General features: G+C 71.6%; 20 protein-coding genes. 7 read left to right on the top strand and 13 right to left on the bottom strand.

Translation table 11 applies throughout. The annotated features are described in order from the left end of the window. Positions 1 to 4: 4 nt before the first annotated feature. Positions 5 to 538 carry a MarR family transcriptional regulator gene (locus AB0K12_RS37525; RefSeq protein ID WP_364572012.1) on the top strand — a complete coding sequence of 178 codons (534 nt, stop codon included), beginning with the start codon at positions 5 to 7 and terminating at the stop codon, positions 536 to 538. Positions 539 to 543: 5 nt separating this feature from the next. On the opposite strand, the gene AB0K12_RS37520 is transcribed toward AB0K12_RS37525, so the two are convergent. After that, positions 544 to 909, bottom strand: coding sequence for an SgcJ/EcaC family oxidoreductase (locus tag AB0K12_RS37520; protein ID WP_364572010.1), 366 nt, complete (start codon positions 907 to 909; stop codon positions 544 to 546). A gap of 89 nt (positions 910 to 998) precedes the next feature. Between AB0K12_RS37520 and AB0K12_RS37515 the strand changes: the two genes are divergently transcribed. Next, entirely contained in the window at positions 999 to 1643 is a 645-nt protein-coding gene (locus tag AB0K12_RS37515; RefSeq protein WP_364572008.1) for a TetR/AcrR family transcriptional regulator, read from the top strand. Here AB0K12_RS37515 and AB0K12_RS37510 read toward each other — a convergent pair. Next, positions 1593 to 2804 carry an MFS transporter gene (locus tag AB0K12_RS37510; RefSeq protein ID WP_364572006.1) on the bottom strand — a complete coding sequence of 404 codons (1212 nt, stop codon included), beginning with the start codon at positions 2802 to 2804 and terminating at the stop codon, positions 1593 to 1595. The two genes, AB0K12_RS37515 and AB0K12_RS37510, sit on opposite strands and share 51 nt — an antisense overlap. 118 nt (positions 2805 to 2922) lie before the next feature. Here AB0K12_RS37510 and AB0K12_RS37505 point away from each other — a divergent pair, with 118 nt between their 5' ends. Then, entirely contained in the window at positions 2923 to 4176 is a 1254-nt protein-coding gene (locus AB0K12_RS37505; protein WP_364572004.1) for an AlkA N-terminal domain-containing protein, read from the top strand. On the opposite strand, the gene AB0K12_RS37500 is transcribed toward AB0K12_RS37505, so the two are convergent. Further along, complete coding sequence (locus AB0K12_RS37500) at positions 4120 to 4671, bottom strand: helix-turn-helix domain-containing protein (protein WP_364572002.1); 552 nt, start codon at positions 4669 to 4671, stop codon at positions 4120 to 4122. The genes AB0K12_RS37505 and AB0K12_RS37500 overlap by 57 nt on opposite strands. A gap of 119 nt (positions 4672 to 4790) precedes the next feature. Between AB0K12_RS37500 and AB0K12_RS37495 the strand changes: the two genes are divergently transcribed. Together AB0K12_RS37495 and AB0K12_RS37490 are read left to right on the top strand one after the other, a co-directional pair. Further along, positions 4791 to 5723 (top strand): SDR family oxidoreductase, encoded by a 933-nt coding sequence (locus AB0K12_RS37495; RefSeq protein ID WP_364572000.1) that lies wholly within the window; start codon positions 4791 to 4793, stop codon positions 5721 to 5723. 240 nt (positions 5724 to 5963) lie between these two features. Next, complete coding sequence (locus AB0K12_RS37490) at positions 5964 to 6929, top strand: hypothetical protein (RefSeq protein WP_364571998.1); 966 nt, start codon at positions 5964 to 5966, stop codon at positions 6927 to 6929. Here the strand turns inward: AB0K12_RS37490 and AB0K12_RS37485 are convergent. From AB0K12_RS37485 to AB0K12_RS37475, 3 genes are all read right to left on the bottom strand, one after another. Further along, on the bottom strand, positions 6922 to 8166 hold the full coding sequence (locus tag AB0K12_RS37485; protein WP_364571996.1) for a hypothetical protein: 1245 nt from the start codon (positions 8164 to 8166) through the stop codon (positions 6922 to 6924). The two genes, AB0K12_RS37490 and AB0K12_RS37485, sit on opposite strands and share 8 nt — an antisense overlap. A 120-nt stretch (positions 8167 to 8286) precedes the next feature. Beyond that, positions 8287 to 9090, bottom strand: a complete 804-nt coding sequence (locus AB0K12_RS37480) for a class I SAM-dependent methyltransferase (protein WP_364571994.1) — start codon at positions 9088 to 9090, stop codon at positions 8287 to 8289. 9 nt (positions 9091 to 9099) lie between these two features. Then, positions 9100 to 9555 carry a transcriptional regulator gene (locus AB0K12_RS37475; protein WP_364571992.1) on the bottom strand — a complete coding sequence of 152 codons (456 nt, stop codon included), beginning with the start codon at positions 9553 to 9555 and terminating at the stop codon, positions 9100 to 9102. Positions 9556 to 9845: 290 nt separating this feature from the next. Between AB0K12_RS37475 and AB0K12_RS37470 the strand changes: the two genes are divergently transcribed. Next, the gene (locus AB0K12_RS37470; RefSeq protein WP_364571990.1) at positions 9846 to 10628 is read left to right on the top strand and encodes a class I SAM-dependent methyltransferase; all 783 of its coding nucleotides are present in this window, start codon (positions 9846 to 9848) and stop codon (positions 10626 to 10628) included. Positions 10629 to 10696: 68 nt separating this feature from the next. On the opposite strand, the gene AB0K12_RS37465 is transcribed toward AB0K12_RS37470, so the two are convergent. Further along, positions 10697 to 10945 carry a hypothetical protein gene (locus AB0K12_RS37465; RefSeq protein ID WP_364571988.1) on the bottom strand — a complete coding sequence of 83 codons (249 nt, stop codon included), beginning with the start codon at positions 10943 to 10945 and terminating at the stop codon, positions 10697 to 10699. 123 nt (positions 10946 to 11068) lie between these two features. Between AB0K12_RS37465 and AB0K12_RS37460 the strand changes: the two genes are divergently transcribed. Further along, a complete protein-coding gene (locus AB0K12_RS37460; protein WP_364571986.1) occupies positions 11069 to 11317 on the top strand; it encodes a hypothetical protein in 249 nt (82 codons plus the stop codon). Here the strand turns inward: AB0K12_RS37460 and AB0K12_RS37455 are convergent. The 6 genes from AB0K12_RS37455 to AB0K12_RS37430 are packed head-to-tail and all read right to left on the bottom strand — an operon-like array spanning position 11286 to position 19473. Further along, complete coding sequence (locus AB0K12_RS37455) at positions 11286 to 13034, bottom strand: hydantoinase B/oxoprolinase family protein (RefSeq protein ID WP_364571984.1); 1749 nt, start codon at positions 13032 to 13034, stop codon at positions 11286 to 11288. The two genes, AB0K12_RS37460 and AB0K12_RS37455, sit on opposite strands and share 32 nt — an antisense overlap. Continuing rightward, complete coding sequence (locus AB0K12_RS37450; protein ID WP_364571982.1) at positions 13031 to 15076, bottom strand: hydantoinase/oxoprolinase family protein; 2046 nt, start codon at positions 15074 to 15076, stop codon at positions 13031 to 13033. Before AB0K12_RS37450 ends, AB0K12_RS37455 begins: the two co-directional genes overlap by 4 nt. Beyond that, the gene (locus AB0K12_RS37445; protein WP_364571980.1) at positions 15073 to 15966 is read right to left on the bottom strand and encodes an LLM class flavin-dependent oxidoreductase; all 894 of its coding nucleotides are present in this window, start codon (positions 15964 to 15966) and stop codon (positions 15073 to 15075) included. Before AB0K12_RS37445 ends, AB0K12_RS37450 begins: the two co-directional genes overlap by 4 nt. Then, a complete protein-coding gene (locus AB0K12_RS37440; RefSeq protein ID WP_364571978.1) occupies positions 15963 to 16925 on the bottom strand; it encodes an ABC transporter permease in 963 nt (320 codons plus the stop codon). The genes AB0K12_RS37445 and AB0K12_RS37440 overlap by 4 nt, the downstream gene beginning before the upstream one ends. After that, positions 16922 to 18451 carry a sugar ABC transporter ATP-binding protein gene (locus AB0K12_RS37435; RefSeq protein ID WP_364571976.1) on the bottom strand — a complete coding sequence of 510 codons (1530 nt, stop codon included), beginning with the start codon at positions 18449 to 18451 and terminating at the stop codon, positions 16922 to 16924. Before AB0K12_RS37435 ends, AB0K12_RS37440 begins: the two co-directional genes overlap by 4 nt. Continuing rightward, positions 18451 to 19473: a sugar ABC transporter substrate-binding protein gene (locus tag AB0K12_RS37430; RefSeq protein WP_364571974.1), complete on the bottom strand. Its 1023-nt coding sequence runs from the start codon at positions 19471 to 19473 to the stop codon at positions 18451 to 18453. Before AB0K12_RS37430 ends, AB0K12_RS37435 begins: the two co-directional genes overlap by 1 nt. Between the last annotated feature and the right edge of the window lie 203 nt (positions 19474 to 19676).

The following is a 19676-nucleotide window of genomic DNA, read 5'->3' as shown; positions in this document are numbered from 1 at the left end:
CACGGTGAGCCTGGAGCGAGCGGTCAACCTGTACGGCGCCTCCGCGCTGGTGGCCGAGGACGCCGTCCGCCGCGCCTGGCAGACCGCGTTGCCCGGTAAGTCCGAGTCGCTGGCGGCGGGGCTGGTCGCGCTGGCCACGTTCGGAGACCTGTTCGTCGACGAGCTGAGCAGGGCGTTGTTCCTCACCCACTCGGGCACCACCCGGCTGGTCAACCGCCTGGAGGAGGCGGGCTGGGCGACGCGCCGCGCGGGCGACGACGACGCCGACCGGCGCCGCGTCCTCGTCTCGCTCACGCCGGAGGGCCGGAAGGTGGTCGGCGACGTGCTGGCCGCCCGGCAGGAGGCGCTCGCCGCGCTGCTCGCCCCGCTCAGCGAGACCCAGCGCGAGCAGCTGTCCGGCATCCTGGAGACGATCCTGCGCAGCCACGGCAGCGACGGGCGCAGCCTGCACACCACGTGCCGGCGGTGCGACCACCAGGTGTGCGTGCCGTGCCCGACGCTCGAGGCCCACCGGGCGGCCACCGCCACGGAGACCTGACGCGCTCAGCCCGCGACCATCGGGGTGGTCTGCGCCAGCGCGATCCGCCAGTCGCCGTCCTCCTTGACCAGCGCGAACGTCAGCGCCCCCGTACGCCCGTCATTGACGTGCTTGACCAGGTGGGCCAGCGCCACGTCGGGCCGCAGGAAGGTCACGCCGAGCAGCTCGTTCTTGGTCAGCACGTCCTTCAGCGGCGTGCTCAGCGCCTTGGACATCACCTCCTTGACCTGGTCGCGCCCGCGCAGCCGGACGCCGGTGAAGTTGACCAGCGCCACCTCCTCGGTCAGCAGTCCCGTGAACCCGGCCACGTCGCCCTGCAGCTCCTCGGCGTCGCGGACGAGCCGCTCGATGGCCTCGATGTCGGCGTTCATGATGCTCCTCCTCAGTTAGCGGAGCGATTCGCTCCGGTCTGCACGTTACTGCGGAGTGAATCGCTCCGCAACTGCTAGGATCCGTGACGATGAGCACGCGAAAAGACCGCGCGGAACGCAACGACCGCGCATTGCTGCAGGCCGCCCGCGACGTGCTGGCGGAGGACGGCGCCCACGCGTCCGTCGCCGCCATCGCGGCCAGGGCGGGCGTCGGCGTCGGCAGCCTCTACCGCCGCTACCGGACCAAGGAGGAGCTGTTCCAGCGGCTCAGCCTGTTTTCCCTCGATCACTGGAACGAGGCGGCCGAGCAGGGCCTGGCCGCTCCCGACCCGTGGGCGGGTTTGACGGGGTTCGTCCGCAGCTGCATCGAGTTCGGGCAGGGCTCGCTCGCGCCCGTCGCCGGCACCATCGAGGTGACCGAGGAGATGAGCGCGAAGTCCCGTCGCGGCGACGAGCTCCTCGACGAGCTGGTACGCCGTGCGCACGCGTCCGGCGACCTGCGCACCGACGTGACCGCGACCGACATCTCCCTGCTCATCGAGCAGCTCGGCCGCTCCCCCGTGGTCGATCAGCTGCGCAGGCAGGGCAGGGACGACCTGCTGCCCGCCGCCGCCGAGGCCCGTCGGCGGCTGATCGCGATCACGCTCGACGGCCTGCGGCCAGGGCACGACCCGCTGCCCGGGTCACCTCCGGGCGATGAGCTGTTCACCGGCCGCTGGTCGGTGGAGGAGTAGCCGGCAGGCGGGCACGAGCGCGAGCCCTGTCATGACCAGCGCGGCCGGCATGAGCCTGCCCGCGTCGAGCAGCGGCGTCACCAGCGCGGCGCCGAGGGGCGGCGTTGCCTGCATGAGCGTACGCAGCCAGGCGAAGCCGCGCCCCCGCCACTCGGCGGGGATGCGGGCCATGCGCACGGTCTGGGCCCACACCGTCATGGGCGCGCTGAACATCCCGATGACCAGGAACCCGGCGGCGACCCCTTCGAGGTGCGGCGCGGCCAGCACGGCGAGGAAACCCATGGCCGCGACGGCCTGGACCAGCCCGATCGCCCGCAGCGGCCGGGAGCCCGGCGATCGGGCACCCGCCACCGCCGCGCCCACCAGCTCACCGGCCGACAAGGCGGCGAGCAGGAATCCCAGCGCCTGCGGCCCGCCGGGCAGCTGCGTCTTCGCCAGCCACGGCCCGACGACCATCAGCATGCCCATGGCGACGTTGAAGGCCATGAACGCCACCGTGGTGACCACCAGCACCCGATCGCGCAGCAGCCCGGCCGGCCGCGTGCTCCCCTCCTTGGACGGCGCGGGCGCGAGTCGGCGGCGTACGAGGAGCGCGCAGGCGGCGAGCCCCGCGTACGACACCGCGTCGAAGGCCAGGACGGCCTCGGCCCCCACCCCGGCGATCAGCAGGCCGCCGAGCGCCGGGCCGATCATGCCCGCCAGGCTGAAGCTCAGGGACTCCAGCGCGTTGGCCGCGTCACGGTCCTCCTCACGGACCAGATCAGGGATGGCCGCCGGGAACGCGGCCAGCGGCACCATCTTGAACAGCCCGTAGACCGCGGCCACCACATACGGCAGCGCCTCAGGCACCTCGCCCACGGCCGCCATGACGGGCACGGCCGCCATCGCGGCTCCCCTGATCACGCTGTCGGCGGCGAGCACGTGCCGCTTGTCGAACCGGTCGAGCACCGGCCCGGCCAGCAGGCCGCCGACGAAGACGGGCAGGGTGTGGCACACGGTCAGCAGCCCCAGCCTGGCGGTGCCGCCGGGCTGGGCGAGCACCAGCCAGGCCAGCGCGACGAACGTCATCCCGTCGCCCACCAGCGACAATGACGAGCCGAACCAGAGCAACCGGAAATCGCGACCCGACAGCGGGCGCCGGTAGTGAGTGACGATGGACATGCGATCAAGGCTGGCGACGAGCCCCGCGATGCGCTGGCGGCCATCGGCCGCCAGCGCCTGCTCGCCGTCCGATGCCCGCCAGCCCGGCCACGCGGCCCCTGGCACCCTAGGAGGGGTGATGGGTGAGGACGCCGTCTACGCGGCGATGGAGAGCAGGGACCCGCGCTTCGACGGCTGGGTCTTCGTCGCCGTCACGACCACCCGCATCTACTGCCGCCCCAGCTGCCCGGCGGCCATGCCCAGACGCGAGCATCTGCGGCTGTTCCCGACGGCCGCGTCCGCGCAGGTCAACGGCTATCGCGCGTGCAAGCGCTGCCTGCCGGACGCCGCCCCCGGCTCCCCCGAGTGGAACCTGCGCGCCGACCTGGTGGGCAGGGCGATGCGGCTGATCGAGGACGGCGTCGTGGACAGGGAGGGGGTCGCCGGGCTGGCGGCCCGGCTCGGCTACAGCGCGCGGCAGGTGCACCGCCAGCTGGTCTCCGAGGTGGGGGCGTCGCCGCAGGCGCTGGCGCGGGCGCAGCGGGCCCAGACGGCCCGCGTCCTGCTGGAGTCGACCGGCCTGCCGGTGGGCGACGTCGTGTTCGCCTCGGGGTTCGGCAGCGTGCGGCAGTTCAACGACACCATCAGGCAGCTGTACGGCACCACGCCGACGGCGTTGCGGGCCAGGGCCGGATCGAGCACGCCCGGCGTGATCGCGCTGCGCCTGCCGTACCGGCCGCCGATGGACGTGCCCTTCATGCTGGCGGCGCTGGGCGCGGAGGCGGTGCCCGGCATGTCCGAGTGTGTGGACGGCGGCTACCGGCGCTCGCTGGTCCTGCCGTACGGCACCGGCGTCGTCACGTTGTCGGATGCACCCACGCACGTGGCCTGCGAGCTGCGCCTGGACGACGTGCGCGACCTCCAGGCGGCCGTGAGCCGCTGCCGCCGCCTGCTCGACCTGGACGCCGACCAGCAGGCCATCGACCGCCGGCTGGGCCCCCTGGCCGCCGCCGCTCCGGGGCGTCGCGTCCCCGGCACGGTGGACGCCGCCGAAGTGCTCGCCCGCGAGCTGCTCGGCCCCGAGCGCCTGGCGGAGCTGGTCGCCCGGTACGGCAAGCCGCTGTCCGTTTCCGTCGGCGGCGTGACCCGTACCTTTCCCCGGGCCGAAGTGCTGGCGGAGCTGGGCATCGGGACCGACCCCGAGCAGGCGGCCGGGCTACCCGAGCGCGCGGCCGCCGTGATCAGGATGCGTGCCCTGCGCGATCCGGACGTCGTCCTCCCGGGTGTCTCGGGCGCGGACCGGTGGCGTCCGTGGCGCTCGTATGCGATGCAGCACCTAGAGGGCGCGCAGGTCGTCGAAGGTCTGGACGAGGTGCGCGTCCAGGCTTTGTGACGGGTCGTCGATCCAGGCCTGGAGCGCCTCGTGGAAGGCGGCCCACCCGGCGCGGGCGGCCAGGATGGCCGGCCGTTCGGGGACGCCGCGTTTGCGCAGCGCCTCCGCCATGGCCTCGGCCATCGACGCGCCCTTGGCGAGGTCGCGCTCGCGCAGCGCCGGCGTCTCGGCGATGATCTGGAGCCGCGGCTCGGCGAAGGGCCGGGTGCTCTCGGGGATGTGCCGGACTTCGCGGAAGGCGTGTTTCAGCACGTCGAGCGGGCCGAGGCCGTCGGGCGCCGCGGCCACCGCCTCGACCACGGCCGTGCGCAGGTCGGCCTCGCCGTCGAAGAGAACCTCGCGCTTGTCGGGGAAGTGGCGGAAGAACGTGCGTTCGTTGACGCCGGCCCTGGCCGCGATCTCGGCGGTGGTCGTCCCGTCGTACCCGCGCTCCAGGTACAGCTCCAGAGCCGCCTCCCGGAGGCGGCGGCGCGCTTCTGCTCCGCTACGTGGCACGCAGGAAGACTACCTCACATGTCAGCCACTGACCTAACTTGACGCCAGCAACTGACACTACTTATGGTCAGTGACTGGCGCTAAGAAACGCCAGTAACTGACATCATCGGGAGAGTGTCATGCATGTCTTCGTCACCGGCGGCACCGGCCAGACCGGCCCCGCCGTCGTCGCCGAGCTCGTCGCCGCAGGTCACACCGTGACCGGCCTCGCCCGCTCGGACACCACGGCCGCCCTGCTGAAGTCACTGGGCGCCGAGCCGGTCCGCGGCTCCCTGGACGACCTCGACGTCCTGCGCGCCGGCGCCGAGGCCGCCGACGGGGTCCTGCACATGGCGTACGGCGGCGACTTCTCCGACCCCGACGCCATGATGCGGCGGGACGTCACCGCGATCGAGACGCTCGGCCGGCCACTGGAGCACACCGGCAAGCCGCTCATCATGACCTCGGGCACGCTGGTCATGCCCGAGGGGCGGGAGTTCACCGAGAAGGACGAGCCCGACCCCGAAGGGCTCGCCTCCTTCCGCATCGCCGGCGAGCGGGCGTGCCTCGACTTCGCCGCGCGAGGGGTGCGGGCGATCGCGATGCGGCTCGCTCCCACCGTCCACGGGCCGAAGGACCGCGGGTTCATCCCCATGCTGATCGCCACCGCGCGGGAGAAGGGCGTCTCGGCGTACGTGGGTGACGGCGCCAACCGGTGGCCCGCGGTGCACCGGCTCGACGCGGCGGCGCTGTTCCGGCTGGCGCTGGAGCAGGCGCCCGCGGGCAGCGTGCTGCACGGCGTGGCCGAGACCGGCGTCATGTTCAGGGACATCGCCGAGGTGATCGGCCGCCGTCTAGGCGTCCCGGCGGTCTCGCTCACCCCGGAGGAGGCCGCCACCCACTACGTCAGCCCGTTCATGGCCAAGGTGTACGCCTTCGACGGCCCCGCCTCCGGCCGCCACACCCAGGAACTGCTCGGCTGGTCCCCCGTCCACCCGGCCCTGCTCGACGACCTGGAGCACGGCGACTACCTGGCCCCCGCCTCAGCGGGTCGGGGCTCGGAGCGACCCTGACACGGACGCGATCCTCGGGCGCGACCACGATCTTCAAGGTCCCCAAGGCCATGACCGCAGGCTCGCACATCGGGTCAGCAGCCGGATCGGGACGCCATTGGTACGGCTGGCCCTACCCCTAGGGGAAGGGCTGGCCGTCCTGCGGTTGGGGGGTCGCCGGGCTGGGGCGGAACCACCCCGGTTCCTACCGTTGGGGCTGTTCCTTCCCCCCTGCGGCTCCCGCTTCGAAAGGGCAGGCCGATGCCCGAGGTCCTCGAACCCGTCCGTCCCGCGGTCCGGCGCCTGCACCGCCCGCTCCTGCTGATGGTCGCCTCCATGACGCTGCTGCTGGTCGTCTCGGCCGCCGGCATGGTGACCGACGACCGCGTCCTGCTCGGCGCGTCCGTCTGGGCGAAACCCCTCAAGTTCGCCGTGTCGTTCATCGTGTACGGCCTCACCCTGGCCTGGATGCTGAGCCTGCCGCACAAGGCGGGCCGCTGGACCTGGTGGATGGCGACGCTGCTGGCCGTCACCGGCATGGTGGACGTCGGCGTCGTCGCGGTGCAGGCGGCGCGCGGCACGTTCAGCCACTTCAACCAGGCGGACGACCCGTTCACCAACGGCATCATGCTGATCTTCGGCATCGGCGTGCAGCTGCTCATGCTCGCGAACTTCGTCCTCGCCGGGCTGCTGATCTTCCAGCGGGTCGGCGACCGGGTGCTGACCTGGGCGATCCGCGCGGGCCTGGCCTTCGTGATCGCCGGGATCGGCCTCGGGTTCTGGATCCCGGCGAGGTCCGCCGAGGTGTGGACGGCCATCGACGCGGCCGGCCACGCGATCCCGCTGGCCTCCCAGCACAACGTGGGCGTCCCGGACGGCGGTCCCGGGCTGCCGCTCACCGGCTGGAGCACGGTCGGCGGCGACCTGCGCATCCCGCACTTCGTCGGCCTGCACGGGCTGCAGGTCATGCTGGTCGTGGCGCTGGTGCTCGGGCTGCTGGCCGGCCGGGTCGCCCGGCTGCGTGCCGAGCGGACCCGGGTGGGCCTGACGCTCGTGGCCGCCGCGGCGTACACGGGGCTGATCGTCCTGGTGACGTGGCAGGCCGTACGCGGTCAGCCGCTGATCCACCCCGACGGCCAGACGCTGGGCGCGCTGGCCCTGCTGGTGGCCGCCACGGCGGCGGCCGGCTGGGCGGTCGTCGCGGCGGGCGGCCGCCGCCTCAGCTGAGCCAGCTCGCCACCTGCGAGCCGACCGAGGAGTGCCAGCCGAGCGTCAGGTGGTTGGCGCTGGCGACGAGCGCGGTGCCGGCCACGTTGCCGATGCCGGTCCTGGACAGCGCGCTGGTGGTGAACACGACGCCGTCGCTGGGCCCGCGGTTCTCGTTGTAGATGCCGACGACCGTGGGCGACCCGCCGGCCAGCAGGTACGTCGCCACCGACGACGGCACCCCCGCCTGCTGGATGCGCGAGATCAGCGACCCGGCGTCGATCGCCGCCTGGATGCCCGGCCCCGCTGTGAAGAAGCCCTGGCCGCCGTAGTAGGTGGTGTACCAGTCCTGCTGGGTCTGGTCGATCCCGTACGTGCCGTCGAAGCGGGCCAGCATCTGCCGCTGCCCCGGGTAGGCGTCGTACCCGCCGGTCGGCACGAACGAGAACTCGGGACGGTAGGCGTAGACGCCGTAGCAGGTCATGTGGGTGTGCGGCGCGGGCGAGTTGACCTGGCCGCCGCACTCGGGCCAGATCGACAGGTCGTGCGCCCAGCCGTGCGCGAACGGGTAGTCGTAGCCGGCGTTGGGGCCGCCGATCGTGACGAGCCTGCGGACGTCGCCGGCGTACGAGCGGCCCCAGCTCGGCTTGACGGACGAGACGTACATGCGCGTGGACATCATGCCCTTGCTCCACCCCACCAGGTCCACGGACGAGACGCCGAGCCTGTCCTTGATGACCGCGATGGCGTCGCCGACCTGCTGGGCCTGCATGAAGTTGTCGCCCTCCTTGTGGGCGAACCCGATCGCGAACACCCGGTGACCGGCGTCGGCCAGGCGCTGCATCAGCCCGGTGCGCGGACAGGTCATGGCCCCGCAGCCGAAGCCGCCCGACTCGCCGGGGTTGGCCCAGGCCCTGTCGGGGTTGTCGTTGGCGCCGTGCACCAGCAGGACCGGCGTGGTCTTGGGGTTGGCGTTCCAGCCGGGCGCGTAGTAGAGCAGGAACCGGCCGGAGAAGGGCCGCTTGACGCCGCCGAAGAAGGTCAGCCGCTGGCCGTCCTGGTCGCCGCGGCCGTCCGGCGGATAGCTCTCCTGGGTGAAGCCGGAGGTGGTGTCGAGGTAGCGCTCCACCCTCGACCAGCCGTTCGCGACGCTGGTGTAGGTGGCCTCCAGGGTCAGGTACGACGGGGTCGCCGCCTGGGCGGGCACCGGCACCAGCAGCGCGGCGAGCAGCACCGCGACCGTCCAGAGGTAACGCATCGAATCTCCTGTCCGCAGGGCACCGGCGACGCCCGCCATCGTCGCCGGATCCCGGCGGCCGTTCCAGCGCCACCCGCCACACATTCGCCGCGCCGTACGTGTGCGCCCGGCACACCGGCCTCAGAACCGGTAGCGCAGCACCCTGACGCCTTGCCGAGACAGCGCGGTGCTGCGGGCGGTGAGCCGGGTCAGCGCCCGCAGGGGCTGCGGGAAGCGGGCCGTCTCCGGGGCGCGGGTGAGGATCTGTTCCTCCTCCAGTGCGAGGCCGGCGCCCCAGGACTCCGGCTCGCGCGGGTCATCGAAGCCCTGGGCGGCGCGGATGCCGAGCGCCCTGATGGTCGGGTGGTACTTCATGGCCCAGGCCGCGAAGCGGGTGTAGCCGTTGAGCGCGAGCTCGCCCGAGGGCAGGTGGCTGGTCAGCGCGCGGGTCATGGCCTGGAAGGTGTCGCCGGGCATGAAGGGCAGCAGCCCCTCGGCGACGATCATCGCAGGCCGGTCGGCGGGGATCTCCTGCAGCCAGCCGGAGCCGGTGAGGTCGGCTCCGACGAGGCGGGAACGGCCGGGCAGGCAGGCGTCGCGCAGCTTCACCACCTCGGGGAAGTCGACGTCGTACCAGTCGACGCCGGGCGGCGGGTCGCAGCGGTGCACTCTGGGGTCGAGCCCGCAGCCCAGGTCGAGCACCACGCAGCCGGGGTGGGCGGCGACGTACGCGCGGACCGCGTCGTCGAGCCTCTTGGTGCGCAGGGCCGTGGTGACGACCAGGTTGGGCTTGATCTTCAGCTTGGCGAAGTCGTAGTCGATGCCGGCGGCCAGTTCGGCCGACAGCGCGTCGCCCAGGATGGGGGCGGGCCGCCCGGCGTCCAGGGCCTTGGCATGAAGGGTGAGCAGCAGCGTTTCCTGGATCAGCCCGAGTCGGGGGTGCATGGTGGTTCCTCAGCGGCGTAGGGGATGGCGGGTGGCGAGGTCCTGCAGCCAGGTCAGTGAGTCGTGAGCGGCCTTGATCCGCTCGGCGCGCCGCTCGTCGCCGCCCGCGATGGCGAGCCCCTCGTCGGCGATCTCGCCGAACGCGCTCAGGCTCTCCAGCTTGCGCTGGATGACCTTCTGCCAGGCGTCGTCCTCGATGCGGTAGTAGGCGGTGCGATCGCCCGGCCGGCGGACCTTCTTGACCAGGCCGATGGCCGTGAGGAAGCGCATGTTGGAGGTGAGCGAGGCCCGGCTGGCCTGGATGACGTCCGCGATCTGACCGGCGGACTGCTCGGCCGGGTCGCAGATCATCAGCCAGCCGAGGATGCGCCCGGTGATGGGCGGCAGTCCCCACTCCTCGACGCAGAACGCCGCCACCCGCTCGACCCAGCGCAGCGTGCGGTCCTGCTCTTCCTCAGTGGTCATCGTCCGTGTCCTTCTGTGGTGATCGTGTGCCGGTTCACTGTGCCATGGCGGCCACCGACTCGTACGTGCAGGCCGGAGCGGCGTCCGCGTCCATGGTTCTCCTCTCTGTGCTGCTAGACATTTCAATCATGACTGAAATAACTAGCATTATCAAGCGGGCGAGCCTGGCCGCGTCGCGCGACGGGCGGCACGGCATGCCGGAGAGCCTCGCGGGGCTGCCGGGGCGGGCCGGGCACCGGACCCGGGCCTTTGCCGCCGATCCCCGCCTTCCGTCATGATCAAGTATGGCGATGACTCAAGAGCTGCTCACTTACTACGAGCAGGACAGAGAGCACAGCCGCCTTCGAGAAGGGCGCGGCCGGTTGGAGTTCTGGCGGACACAAGATGTCCTGCGGCGGATGCTTCCGCCGGCGCCAGCTCGGGTGCTGGACGTGGGCGGCGGCACGGGCGTGCATGCCGAGTGGCTGGCCGCTGATGGGTACGACGTCGAGTTGCTAGACCCCATCCCACTTCACGTGGAGCGGGCGCGCGAGCTAACCGGGATATCAGCACGGTTGGGCGATGCACGCCAACTGCCTGTGCCCGATGAGAGCGTAGACGTTGTTCTGCTCCTGGGCCCGCTTTACCACCTGACCGAGCGGGCCGACCGAGTCGGAGCTCTGGCAGAAGCCCGGCGTGCCGTACGACCCGGCGGCCTAGTGGTGGCAGCGACCATCAGCCGCCACTCGGCCGTCCACGATGGAGTACGCCAGGGGTTCTACCTCGACGAGAAGTTCCGCGCGGCAGCCCATGGCGCCGCCGCAGGCGGGATCATGCGGTCGCCAAGGTCAGGGTTCACCGCATACTTCCACGAGCCGGAGGAGATTCCACTCGAGTTCGCCGACGCGGGATTTCCCGAAGTCAAGCACTACGGACTGCAGGGCGCCTTCTGGTTGTACGGGGATGTCGACGACTGGCTTGACGATCCAGAGCGCCGCACCCTCATGCTGGATGCGCTGCGCTCGATGGAATCAGTGCCGTCGCTTCTTGGAGTCAGCGGGCACATACTCACCGTCGCCCACCGCGAGCGATGACTATCGGGGGCAATTGCGCTCAACACCTTACAGTTGCCTCCTCCCGAGGAGAGTTCGGTGCAGATCGTCTACTCCCGCGTCTCCACCGCGACCCAGTCCCTGCTGCGGCAGCGCCACATCCTCACCGAGGCCGGCCTTCTTGTGCGCGCCGAAGGCGTCGCGGAGGGATTTCGGCCTGCCGACGGCGTCGACCTGTCGTACTCCGCCAGCAACGCCGGCTCGACCTTCACCTGGCCGGCCACGTAGTCCACCGCGGCCTTGGGCAGCTCACCCACGTGCCGTGGGAACCGGCCCTCCTGCTCGAAGAACTTCAGCATCAGGCCGAACCCCATACGACGCGCCGATGGGCGCCACGCCGTGCCGGTGAGCCTGCTCGAACGGCCCGCACTCACCTCGCCCGTCCGCGTCTCGCCGCCGTCCCGCCGGCGGGTTCCGCCGCCGTGGCGATCTGGCTGCCCGCCTACGCCGCCGTCCTGAGCCGCCTGCCGCAGGGCGCCCTTTTCCCCGTCGGCGCGGTCGTGGTGCAGCTCGCGCTGGTGCTCGCCACCCTCCTGCTGCCGGAGCAGGTGAGGCTCTGGCCGCCGACCTGCGGCTTCGGCTACTGGGACGAGGCACACCAGTTCTGGCGGGCGATGCTGCCGCTGCCGTACCTCTGGCTCATCCTCGCCGGGCGAGACCTGCGGCGCTGACGCGCAGCCGCCTGGTGGCCTCCTGGTTCACCTCGAACGTGACCGGGTCCACCACCACGCCGTAGTCGCGGGCCGCGGACCCCACGCTGACGAAGCCGTTCCGGACGTCCGCGGCCACCTGGGCAGGCTCGCGTTCGAACGGGTCGTCGTAGCCGCCACCGCCGCCGGTGTTGTTGACCAGCACCTCCCCCGCGTCCAGGCGGTTGTAGCTGCCGCCCTGCCGGACCTCGCGGTCGGTGCCGGGATTGAGGATGACGTGGTTGCTCTCGCCGGGCAGGCCCTCGCCGATCGACCACGGCTGCGTCCTGGTCTTGTAGACCAGGCAGATGCCGGTCGAAGGAGCGGTGAAGCGGTACGTACGGCCCACGCCGACGCCGCCGCGGTGCCGGCCGGGGCCACCGCTGTCGGGGCGGTAGCCGTACGACTCGATGAACATCGGCGACTTGGTCTCCAGCACCTCCACCGGGTTGTTGCGGCAGCCCGGCTCCGACAGGTGCATGATGCCGTCCTCGCCGTCACCGCCCGCGTGCGCGCCGAACCCGACGGCCTCGTTGGTGGCCTCCAGCCACGCCTCCCCGGTACGCGGGTTGACGCCGAGCCCCATCATCGAGCACACGTCACCGCCCGAGCAGGCAGGCACGCGGTCCGGCATGCCCTGGGCCAGGGCCTTCAGCACGACCTCGCCGCCGAGCAGCCCGGTCCACAGCGTGAACGTCGGCATCGGCGGCACCGCGTGCATCACCGACCCTGGCTCGGTGACCACCCGCAGCGGCCGGAAGTTGCCCGCGACGACCGGCGTGTCCGGCGTTGTCAGGGCCTTGAAGACGAGGCTGCAGAACGCCTCCGTCTGGCCGACGGGCAGGTTGATGGGGCCTTTGACGTCGCGCTCGCTGCCGGTCCAGTCGATGACCATCTCGTCGTCGCCGATGGTCACGGTGACGTTCATCTTGATCAGGCGGTCGGCGTCCACGCCGTCGCTGTCCACGAAGTCGTGCGCCGTCCACGTGCCCTTCGGCAGCTTGGCCAGCGCCAGCCGGGCGAGGCGCTCGCCGTGGTCGTTGATGGCGTCCATCGCGGCGGCCAGCACGCCGGCCCCGTACTTGGCGGCGATCTGCTGGGTGCGGCGCACGCCGGTCACGCACGCGGAGACCTGCGCCTGGATGTCGCCGATGGTCCGCTCCGGCATCCGGCTGTTGAAGCGGATGATGTTGAACACGTCGTCGTTCTGCACGCCGCGCCGGTAGAGCTTGGAGCAGGGGAAGAACAGCCCCTCCTGGTACATGTCGGTCGAGTCCAGGACGTAGCCGGGGTCCTTCTGCTTCAGGTCGAGCACGTGGATCCGGCAGGAGGCGAAGCCGATCAGCTCGTCCTCGTGGTGGATGGGCGCGAACACCAGCGGGTCGAGGGTGTGGGCCGAGGCCCAGTACGGATAGTTGAGGATGAACACGTCACCCGGCTCCAGCGCGTCCCGGCCAAGGAACTCGACCGCCCGCTTGATGCCGTGGTCGTTGCCCCGGGTGAACACCGCGATGCCCGGCGCGTCGGCCACCACGTCGCCCTGGGCGTCGTGGATGCCGATGCCGTAGTCGTGGATCTCGTACACGACCGTGTTGTACGCGGTGCGGCACAGGTTGCGGGCCATCTCGTCGGCGGCGGCGAGCAGGCCGTGCCGGATGATCTCCGTCGTGATGGAGTCCGTCGTGGTGGTGGGGCTCACTGCTGCCTCCCGGTCCTGTCGTTCACGGAAATGACCAGTTCGCCGTAGCGGCCGACGCGCAGGGAGTCGCCGGCGTGGATGACGGACGTGGCCGTGTGCTCGGTGATCACCGCCGGCCCTGCGACGACGTCGCCCGCCAGCAGGTCCTCGCGCGTGTAGACGCGGTATTCGACGGCCTGCTCGTCCGCCGACAGATGGACCTGGCGGGTGCCGGCCGGGTGGGGCTCGCCCGACGGACGTTCGGCCACGGTCGGCAGCTCCGGTTTGTCGACGGTGCCGGTGGCGCGCAGCCGCAGGGTGGTGACCTCGACCGGGTCGTCCATCGTGTGGCCGTACTGCCGCTCGTGCAGCTCGGCGAAGGCGGCTGCGACGTCGGTGGCGAACGCGGCGGGATCGTCGGGGAAGGCGACCGTGACCGAGTGCTCCTGCCCCTGGTAGCGGACGTCGAGCGTGCGCGTGAGCGCACGCCGGTCAGGGCCGAAGCCCTCCGATTCGAGCTGCTCGACCGCCGCCGCCTCCATCTCCCGGTAGACGGCGTCGGCGGCGGCCGCGTCGAGCGTGGCCAGCGGCGTGACGAGGGTACGGGCGAAGTCGTGCTGGACGTCCGCGAGCAGCATGCCGAACGCGGAGAACGCGCCCTGCCCCGGCGGCACGATCACGGTCGAGATTCCCAGCTCCCTGGCCACCTCGACGGCCACCAGGCCCCCTCCCCCGCCGAAGGACAGCAGCGCGAAGTCCTTAGGGTCGCGGCCCAGCTCCACGGTGATCGCGCGGACCGCGCCCATGATCTTCATGGTGGAGATCTGCACGATGCCGCGGGCCAGCGCCTCGGTGGTCAGGCCGAGCCGGGTGGCGATGGGCTGCAGCGCCTTGTCGGCCAGCTCGCGGTCGAGCGCCAGCTTGCCGCCGAGCGGGCTGTCGGAGCCGAGGTGGCCGAGCACCAGCGCGGCGTCGGTGAAGGTGGGCGCGGTGCCGCCCCTGCCGTACGAGGCGGGGCCCGGAACCGCGCCCGCGCTCTGCGGGCCGACCTGCAGCGCGTCCGCCTCGTCCAGCCACGCGATGGAGCCGCCGCCTGCGCCGATGGTGTGGATGTAGAGCGACGGGGTGTTGATCGGCAGCCCCTCGAACTCCGCGCCCTGGTAGAGGACCGGCTCGTGGTCGAGGATCAGCGAGGCGTCGAGGCTGGTGCCGCCCATGTCGATGGTGATCAGGTTGGGCTCGTCCAGCAGTCTGGACAGCGCCGCCGCGCCGATGACGCCGCCCGCGGGGCCCGACAGGATGAGGCTCACCGGCTGCTCGCGGGCCGCCTGCGCGGTCATCGCGCCGCCGCCCGAGCGGGTCATCAGGAACCGTCCCAAGAAGCCGCCGCCGGCCAGCTCGCCCTCCAGCTCGCGCAGGTAGCGGTGGACGATCGGCTTGACGTACGCGTCCAGCACGGCGGTGCTGGTCCGCTCGTACTCGCGGTACTCCCTGGACAGCTCGTGCGACAGGGTGACCGCGACGTCGGGGGCGACCTCGGCCAGCACCTCGCGCATGCGCAGCTCGTGCTCGGGGTTGGCGTAGGAGTGCAGGAACGCCACCGCCACCGAGCCGTACCCGCGCTCGGCGACGACTTCGGCCACCCGGCGGGCGTCATCGACGTCGAACGGCGTGTGCACGGTCCCGTCGAACCTGCACCGCTCGCGCACCTCGAACGTGTCGTAGCGCTCCAGCAGCGCGGGCGGCTTGCGGTAGGTGATGTCGTAGTTGGTCCTGCGGTCGGTACGGCCGAGCAGGTAGACGTCGCGGAACCCCTTCGTGCCGATCACGGCGGTGCGCGCGCCCGTGCGGGTGAGCAGCGCGTTCAGTCCGAGCGTCGTCCCGTGCGTGAACATCGTGATGGCCGGCGTGCCGGACTCGGCCAGGCCGAAGGCGTCCATGACGCCGCGCGCCGGCGCGTCGGGGGTGGTCGGGACCTTGCCGAAGCTGAGCGCGCCCGTGCCGGGGTTCAGCTCCACCACATCGGTGAACGTGCCGCCGACGTCGATCGCAAGCCTGCTCATCGTTCCGCCTTTCTCGGTAGTGCGTGCGTGGCCGCGACGTGCTGCAGCGCCTCGGACGGCATCCCCCTCGCGTCGTCCCCGCGCGGCCAGTGCAGAGTGATCTCGTCGAAGCCCGCGTCGCGCAGCCGGCCGGCGAAGTCGGCGTAGCGGCCTGGGCTCTCGAACGGCCAGGTCATGTCCAGGGCCACCTGCGCGATCCGGCGCAGCGCGCCCAGCGGTTGGCCGGCTGCGTCGAGCACCGCGTCCAGCCTGCGTCCCTGCGTCTCCACGGCGGCGAACCAGTCCGCCGGCGCGTCCTGCCTGCGGTAGGCGCCGTAGGTCACCCATCCCTGGCCGTGCCGGGCGGCCAGCGCCAGCGCGCGCGGGCCGGTCGCGGCGACGGTCAGCGGTACGCGCGGACGCTGCAGGCAGCCGGGGATCTGCCTGGCCTCCACGGCGCTGTAGCGCTCGCCGCGTACGGTGCTGACGTCGTGGGTGAGCAGGTGGTCGAGCAGGCCGAGCCATTCGGCGAACCGATCGGCCCGCTCGGGGAGCGAGCGCGGCGGGTCACCGAGCACGGCGGCGTCCGCGCCCTCGGCGCCGGCTCCGACGCCGATGTCCAGCCGGCCGCCGCTCAGGTGGTCGAGCGTCATGATCTCCTTGGCGAACGTGACCGGGTGGCGGTAGTTGGGCGTGGCCACCTGGGTGCCCAGGCGTACCCGGGTGGTGGACACGGCCGCCGCCGCCAGCATCGGCACGGCGGCGTGCCAGGGCCGGTCCTTCAAGGGGGTCCAGGTCAGGTGGTCGTAGGTCCAGACGGTGCGGACGCCGAGCTGCTCCGCGGCCCGTACGTCGGCGACGAAGGCCGCGGGATCCCGGTCGGGCAGCACCAGGACGGACAGGTCGATCATCGTCTGCTCGCCACGCTCAGCGCCACCGCGGCCAGGATGACCACGCCGGTCGTCAGGTCCTTGAAGAACGGGTTGGCGTTGAGGATGTCGAACCCGTTGTCGATCAGCGCCAGCAGGTAGACGCCGCAGACCGAGCGCCAGATCGCGCCGACGCCGCCGTAGATGCTGGTGCCGCCGAGGATGACGGCGGCGATGGCGAGCAGCTGCATGCCGTCGCCGGCCTGCGGCTGCCCGGTGCCGATCCGCGAGACCCCGATGGCGGCGGCGATGCCGGCGGCCAGGCCGCTGTAGAGGAACGTGTACAGCTTGATGCGGTTCACCCGGATGCCGGACAGCTCGGCGGCCTCGGCGTTGCCGCCGACGGACAGCACGTACCTGCCGAAGGCCGTGCGGTTCAGCAGGAAGCCCGACAGCAGCGCGAAGAGGGCAAGGATGACGATCGCGTAATAGACCGGGCCGATGCCGCCCCGGCCGAGCGCGGTGAACCCGCCCGCGGGGACGCTGATGAGGAAGCCGCCGGTGATCAGCACGGCGAGCCCGCCGTACACGAGGCTGGAGGCCAGCGTGGCGAGGAACGAGTGGATGCGCAGCCGGGTGATCGCGGCGCCGTTCACCAGCCCGAGCGCGGCGCCGGCGAGGGGCGCGGCGATCAGGCCGAGCACGGGGCTGTCGAGGTGCACCGCGACCCAGGCGGCCACCACGTTCGCGACGCTGAAGATGGCCCCGGTGGACAGGTCGAAGCCGCCACAGATGACGACGAGCGTCCCGGCCACCGCGATGATCGCCAGCGGGGCGTTCTGGTTGAGGATGTTCAGCAGGTTCGTGAGGGTGAGGAACGACGACGTCGACACGCTCAGCACCACGAAGAGCGCCACGAGCATGATCAGGACGGCGTAGTGGCGGACCAGGGCCGGCACGTTCACGCCGGACCCCGCTCGCGCCTGTGCGGTGGCGGTCATGGGGTTCCTTCTGTTGCTGGGGGTGGCTCGACCTCGAAGAGGCGCTGCAGGAGCCCGTCCACGGACGTCCCCGGGCCCGGCACCTCGCCGATGACCGTGCCGCCGCGGACGAGGTGGATCCGGTGGCTGAGACCGGCGACCTCCTCCAGCTCCGACGAGATGAGCAGGATGCCGGTGCCGGCCGCGGCGATCTCGACGATGAGCTGGTAGATGCGGGACTTGGCGCCCACGTCCACGCCCCTGGTGGGCTCGTCGAGGATGAGCAGCTCTGGCCGGCCGAGCAGCCATTTGGCGAACAGCACCTTCTGCTGGTTGCCGCCGGAGTAGACCGACACGTCGCCGTCGAGCGCCGCCGGGCGTACGCCGAGGCGTTCGACCAGCTCGCGCGCCGCGGCGCGCTCGCCACCGCGCGTCAGCACCCCGGCGCGGGAGAAGCGGGCCAGGTGCGGCAGCGTGACGTTCTCCAGGACCGGGCGCAGCAGCACCAGGCCCTGGGCGCGGCGGTCCTCGGGGATCATGGCCATGCCGCGGGCGATCGACGCGCGCGGCGAGGCGGCGGTGACCGGTTCGCCGCGGAACAGCACCTCCCCCGACTCGACGGGGTCGCAGCCGAACAGGGCGCGGGCGATCTCCGTACGGCCGCTGCCGACCAGCCCCGCCAGCCCGACGATCTCGCCGGGCCGCACCCGGAGCGACACGCCCCGGACGGCGCCGCCGCGCACGTCGCGCATCTCGGCCACCGGCGGCGTGTCAGGGGGCGGCGCCGGCGGGCGGTCGGGCAGCAGCATGTCGACGGGCTCGCCGAGCATGGCCTCGACCAGGCCGGCCTTGGTCTCCTGCGCGGCCGGAGCCGTCCTGATGACCCGGCCGTCCCGCATGACGGTGACGCGGTCGCAGTTGGCGAGCACGTCGTCCAGGAAGTGGGTGACGTAGACGACGGTGGTGCCGCGCTCGCGCAGCCAGCGCATGATCCCGTGCAGGCGCTCGCTCTCGTCGGCGGTCAGCGAGGACGTCGGCTCGTCCATCACGATGACGCGCGCGTCGCGGGCGAGCGCCCGCATGATCTCCACCTTCTGCTGGTCGGCGATCGGCAGCGTCTGGACGGGCGCGTCGGCGGGCAGCCCGAAGCCGCAGATCTCCTCCAGCTCCCGGTAGCGGGCGCGCAGGTCCCCGTGCAGGACGCCGAACGTGCGGCGTTCCCTGCCGAGGAACACGTTCTCCGCCACGGTCAGCGCCGGGACCAGGCACAGCTCCTGGGCGATGATCACGACGCCGGCGTCCTGCGCCCGCCTGGTGTCCCAGCGGTGCACGGCCCGGCCGAACACCTCGAGCCCGCCCGAGTCCGGCTGGTAGAGCCCGCCGACGACCTTGCCGAGCGTGGACTTGCCGGCGCCGTTCTCGCCGACGAGGCCGTGCACCTCGCCTTCGAGGAGGGACAGCGAGACCGCGTCGAGTGCCTGGGTGGAGCCGAAGCGGACGGACAGGTCGCGGACGGTGACGGCCACCGCCGGGGTCGGTCCGTCCATCAATCGGCCCACTCGCCCGCGAAGTCGGGGTGCTCGTCGAGGATCTCCTTGGTGACGATCACCGGTACGGGGCCGAGCGTGTTCGCGTCGATGACCAGGGTGACCGGCTTGCCGCGCACGGCGTTGACCAGCTGCTCGACGGCGGCCTTGCCCATGCTGTTGGGGAAGTCCACCTGGTCGGCGGCCCATTTGCCGGCGCGTACCTGCTTGATGGCCTCCTGGTTGCCGCCGCCGCCCGTGACGTACATCGTGCTCAGGTCGACTCCCGCGCTCTCCAGCGCGACCTGGGCGCCGATGGTCTGCTGGTCGGCGTTGGACAGCAGCACGTCGAGCTTGGGGTTGGCCTGCAGGATGTTCTGCATGGCCTTGAGTGAGGTGTCGCGGTCGTAGTTGCCCTGGCCGGTGGCGACCACCTTGATGTTGGGGTGGCCGTCGAGCACGGACCGGTAGGCCTTGTTGCGCAGGTTGTCGAAGGGGAACTGGAGCTGGCCGATGAGGATCGCAACCCGGCACGGGTCCTTGTCCTCGCAGTACTTCACCGCGCCTTCGGCGAGCTTCTTGGAGTTCTCCTCGGTGTTCGCCGCGACCGTGGACACGATGCCGTCCACCTGGGGTTTCAGCTCGGTCAGGTTGGGGCCGACGGGGAAGAGCGTGGTGACGACCGGGATCTTGGCCTGGGCGGCTGCCGGGATCGCGGCGGCGATGCCCACGTTGTCGTTGGGCACCAGCAGGATGCCGTCGTAGGCGCCCTGGCCGGCGACGTTCTGGACCTGGTTGAACTGGGTCTGGCTGTCGAACTTGCCGTCGAAGACGGTCACCTCGACGTCGCCGTACTCTTGCGCCTTGGCGACGGCGCCGTCGTAGACGGCCTTGTTGAAGCCGTTCTGGCTGGAGGAGGCCAGCAGGGCGATCTTCACCGGGCCGGTCTTGGCGGCGGTCGGGGTGCTGGAGGAGTAGACCTGGGACACGTCGGAGTTGCAGCCCGCGAGCGTGAGACTCAGGAGCGCACCGGCTGCGATCACCAGCCTCCGATGAGGAATGGACAGTGACTTCACTTGCACCTCTATCTCATGGTGCGTATGTTTCCGCAGGTGACGAGCTGTCTTGAGGCAGTACAATGTCACACTGCAGCGGGCTGGGTCAACGGTGCGATGTCGATTCCTTGCCCGCGATCACGCGCCTGACGCGCGGAACTGAGCATGGGGTACTCATGCCGTCACGCGCC

Origin of the sequence: Nonomuraea sp. NPDC049419 (genome assembly GCF_040676995.1) — a bacterium.
In the GTDB taxonomy this organism is placed as follows: domain Bacteria; phylum Actinomycetota; class Actinomycetes; order Streptosporangiales; family Streptosporangiaceae; genus Nonomuraea; species Nonomuraea salmonea.
This window is presented reverse-complemented; position numbering and strand designations above follow the sequence as displayed.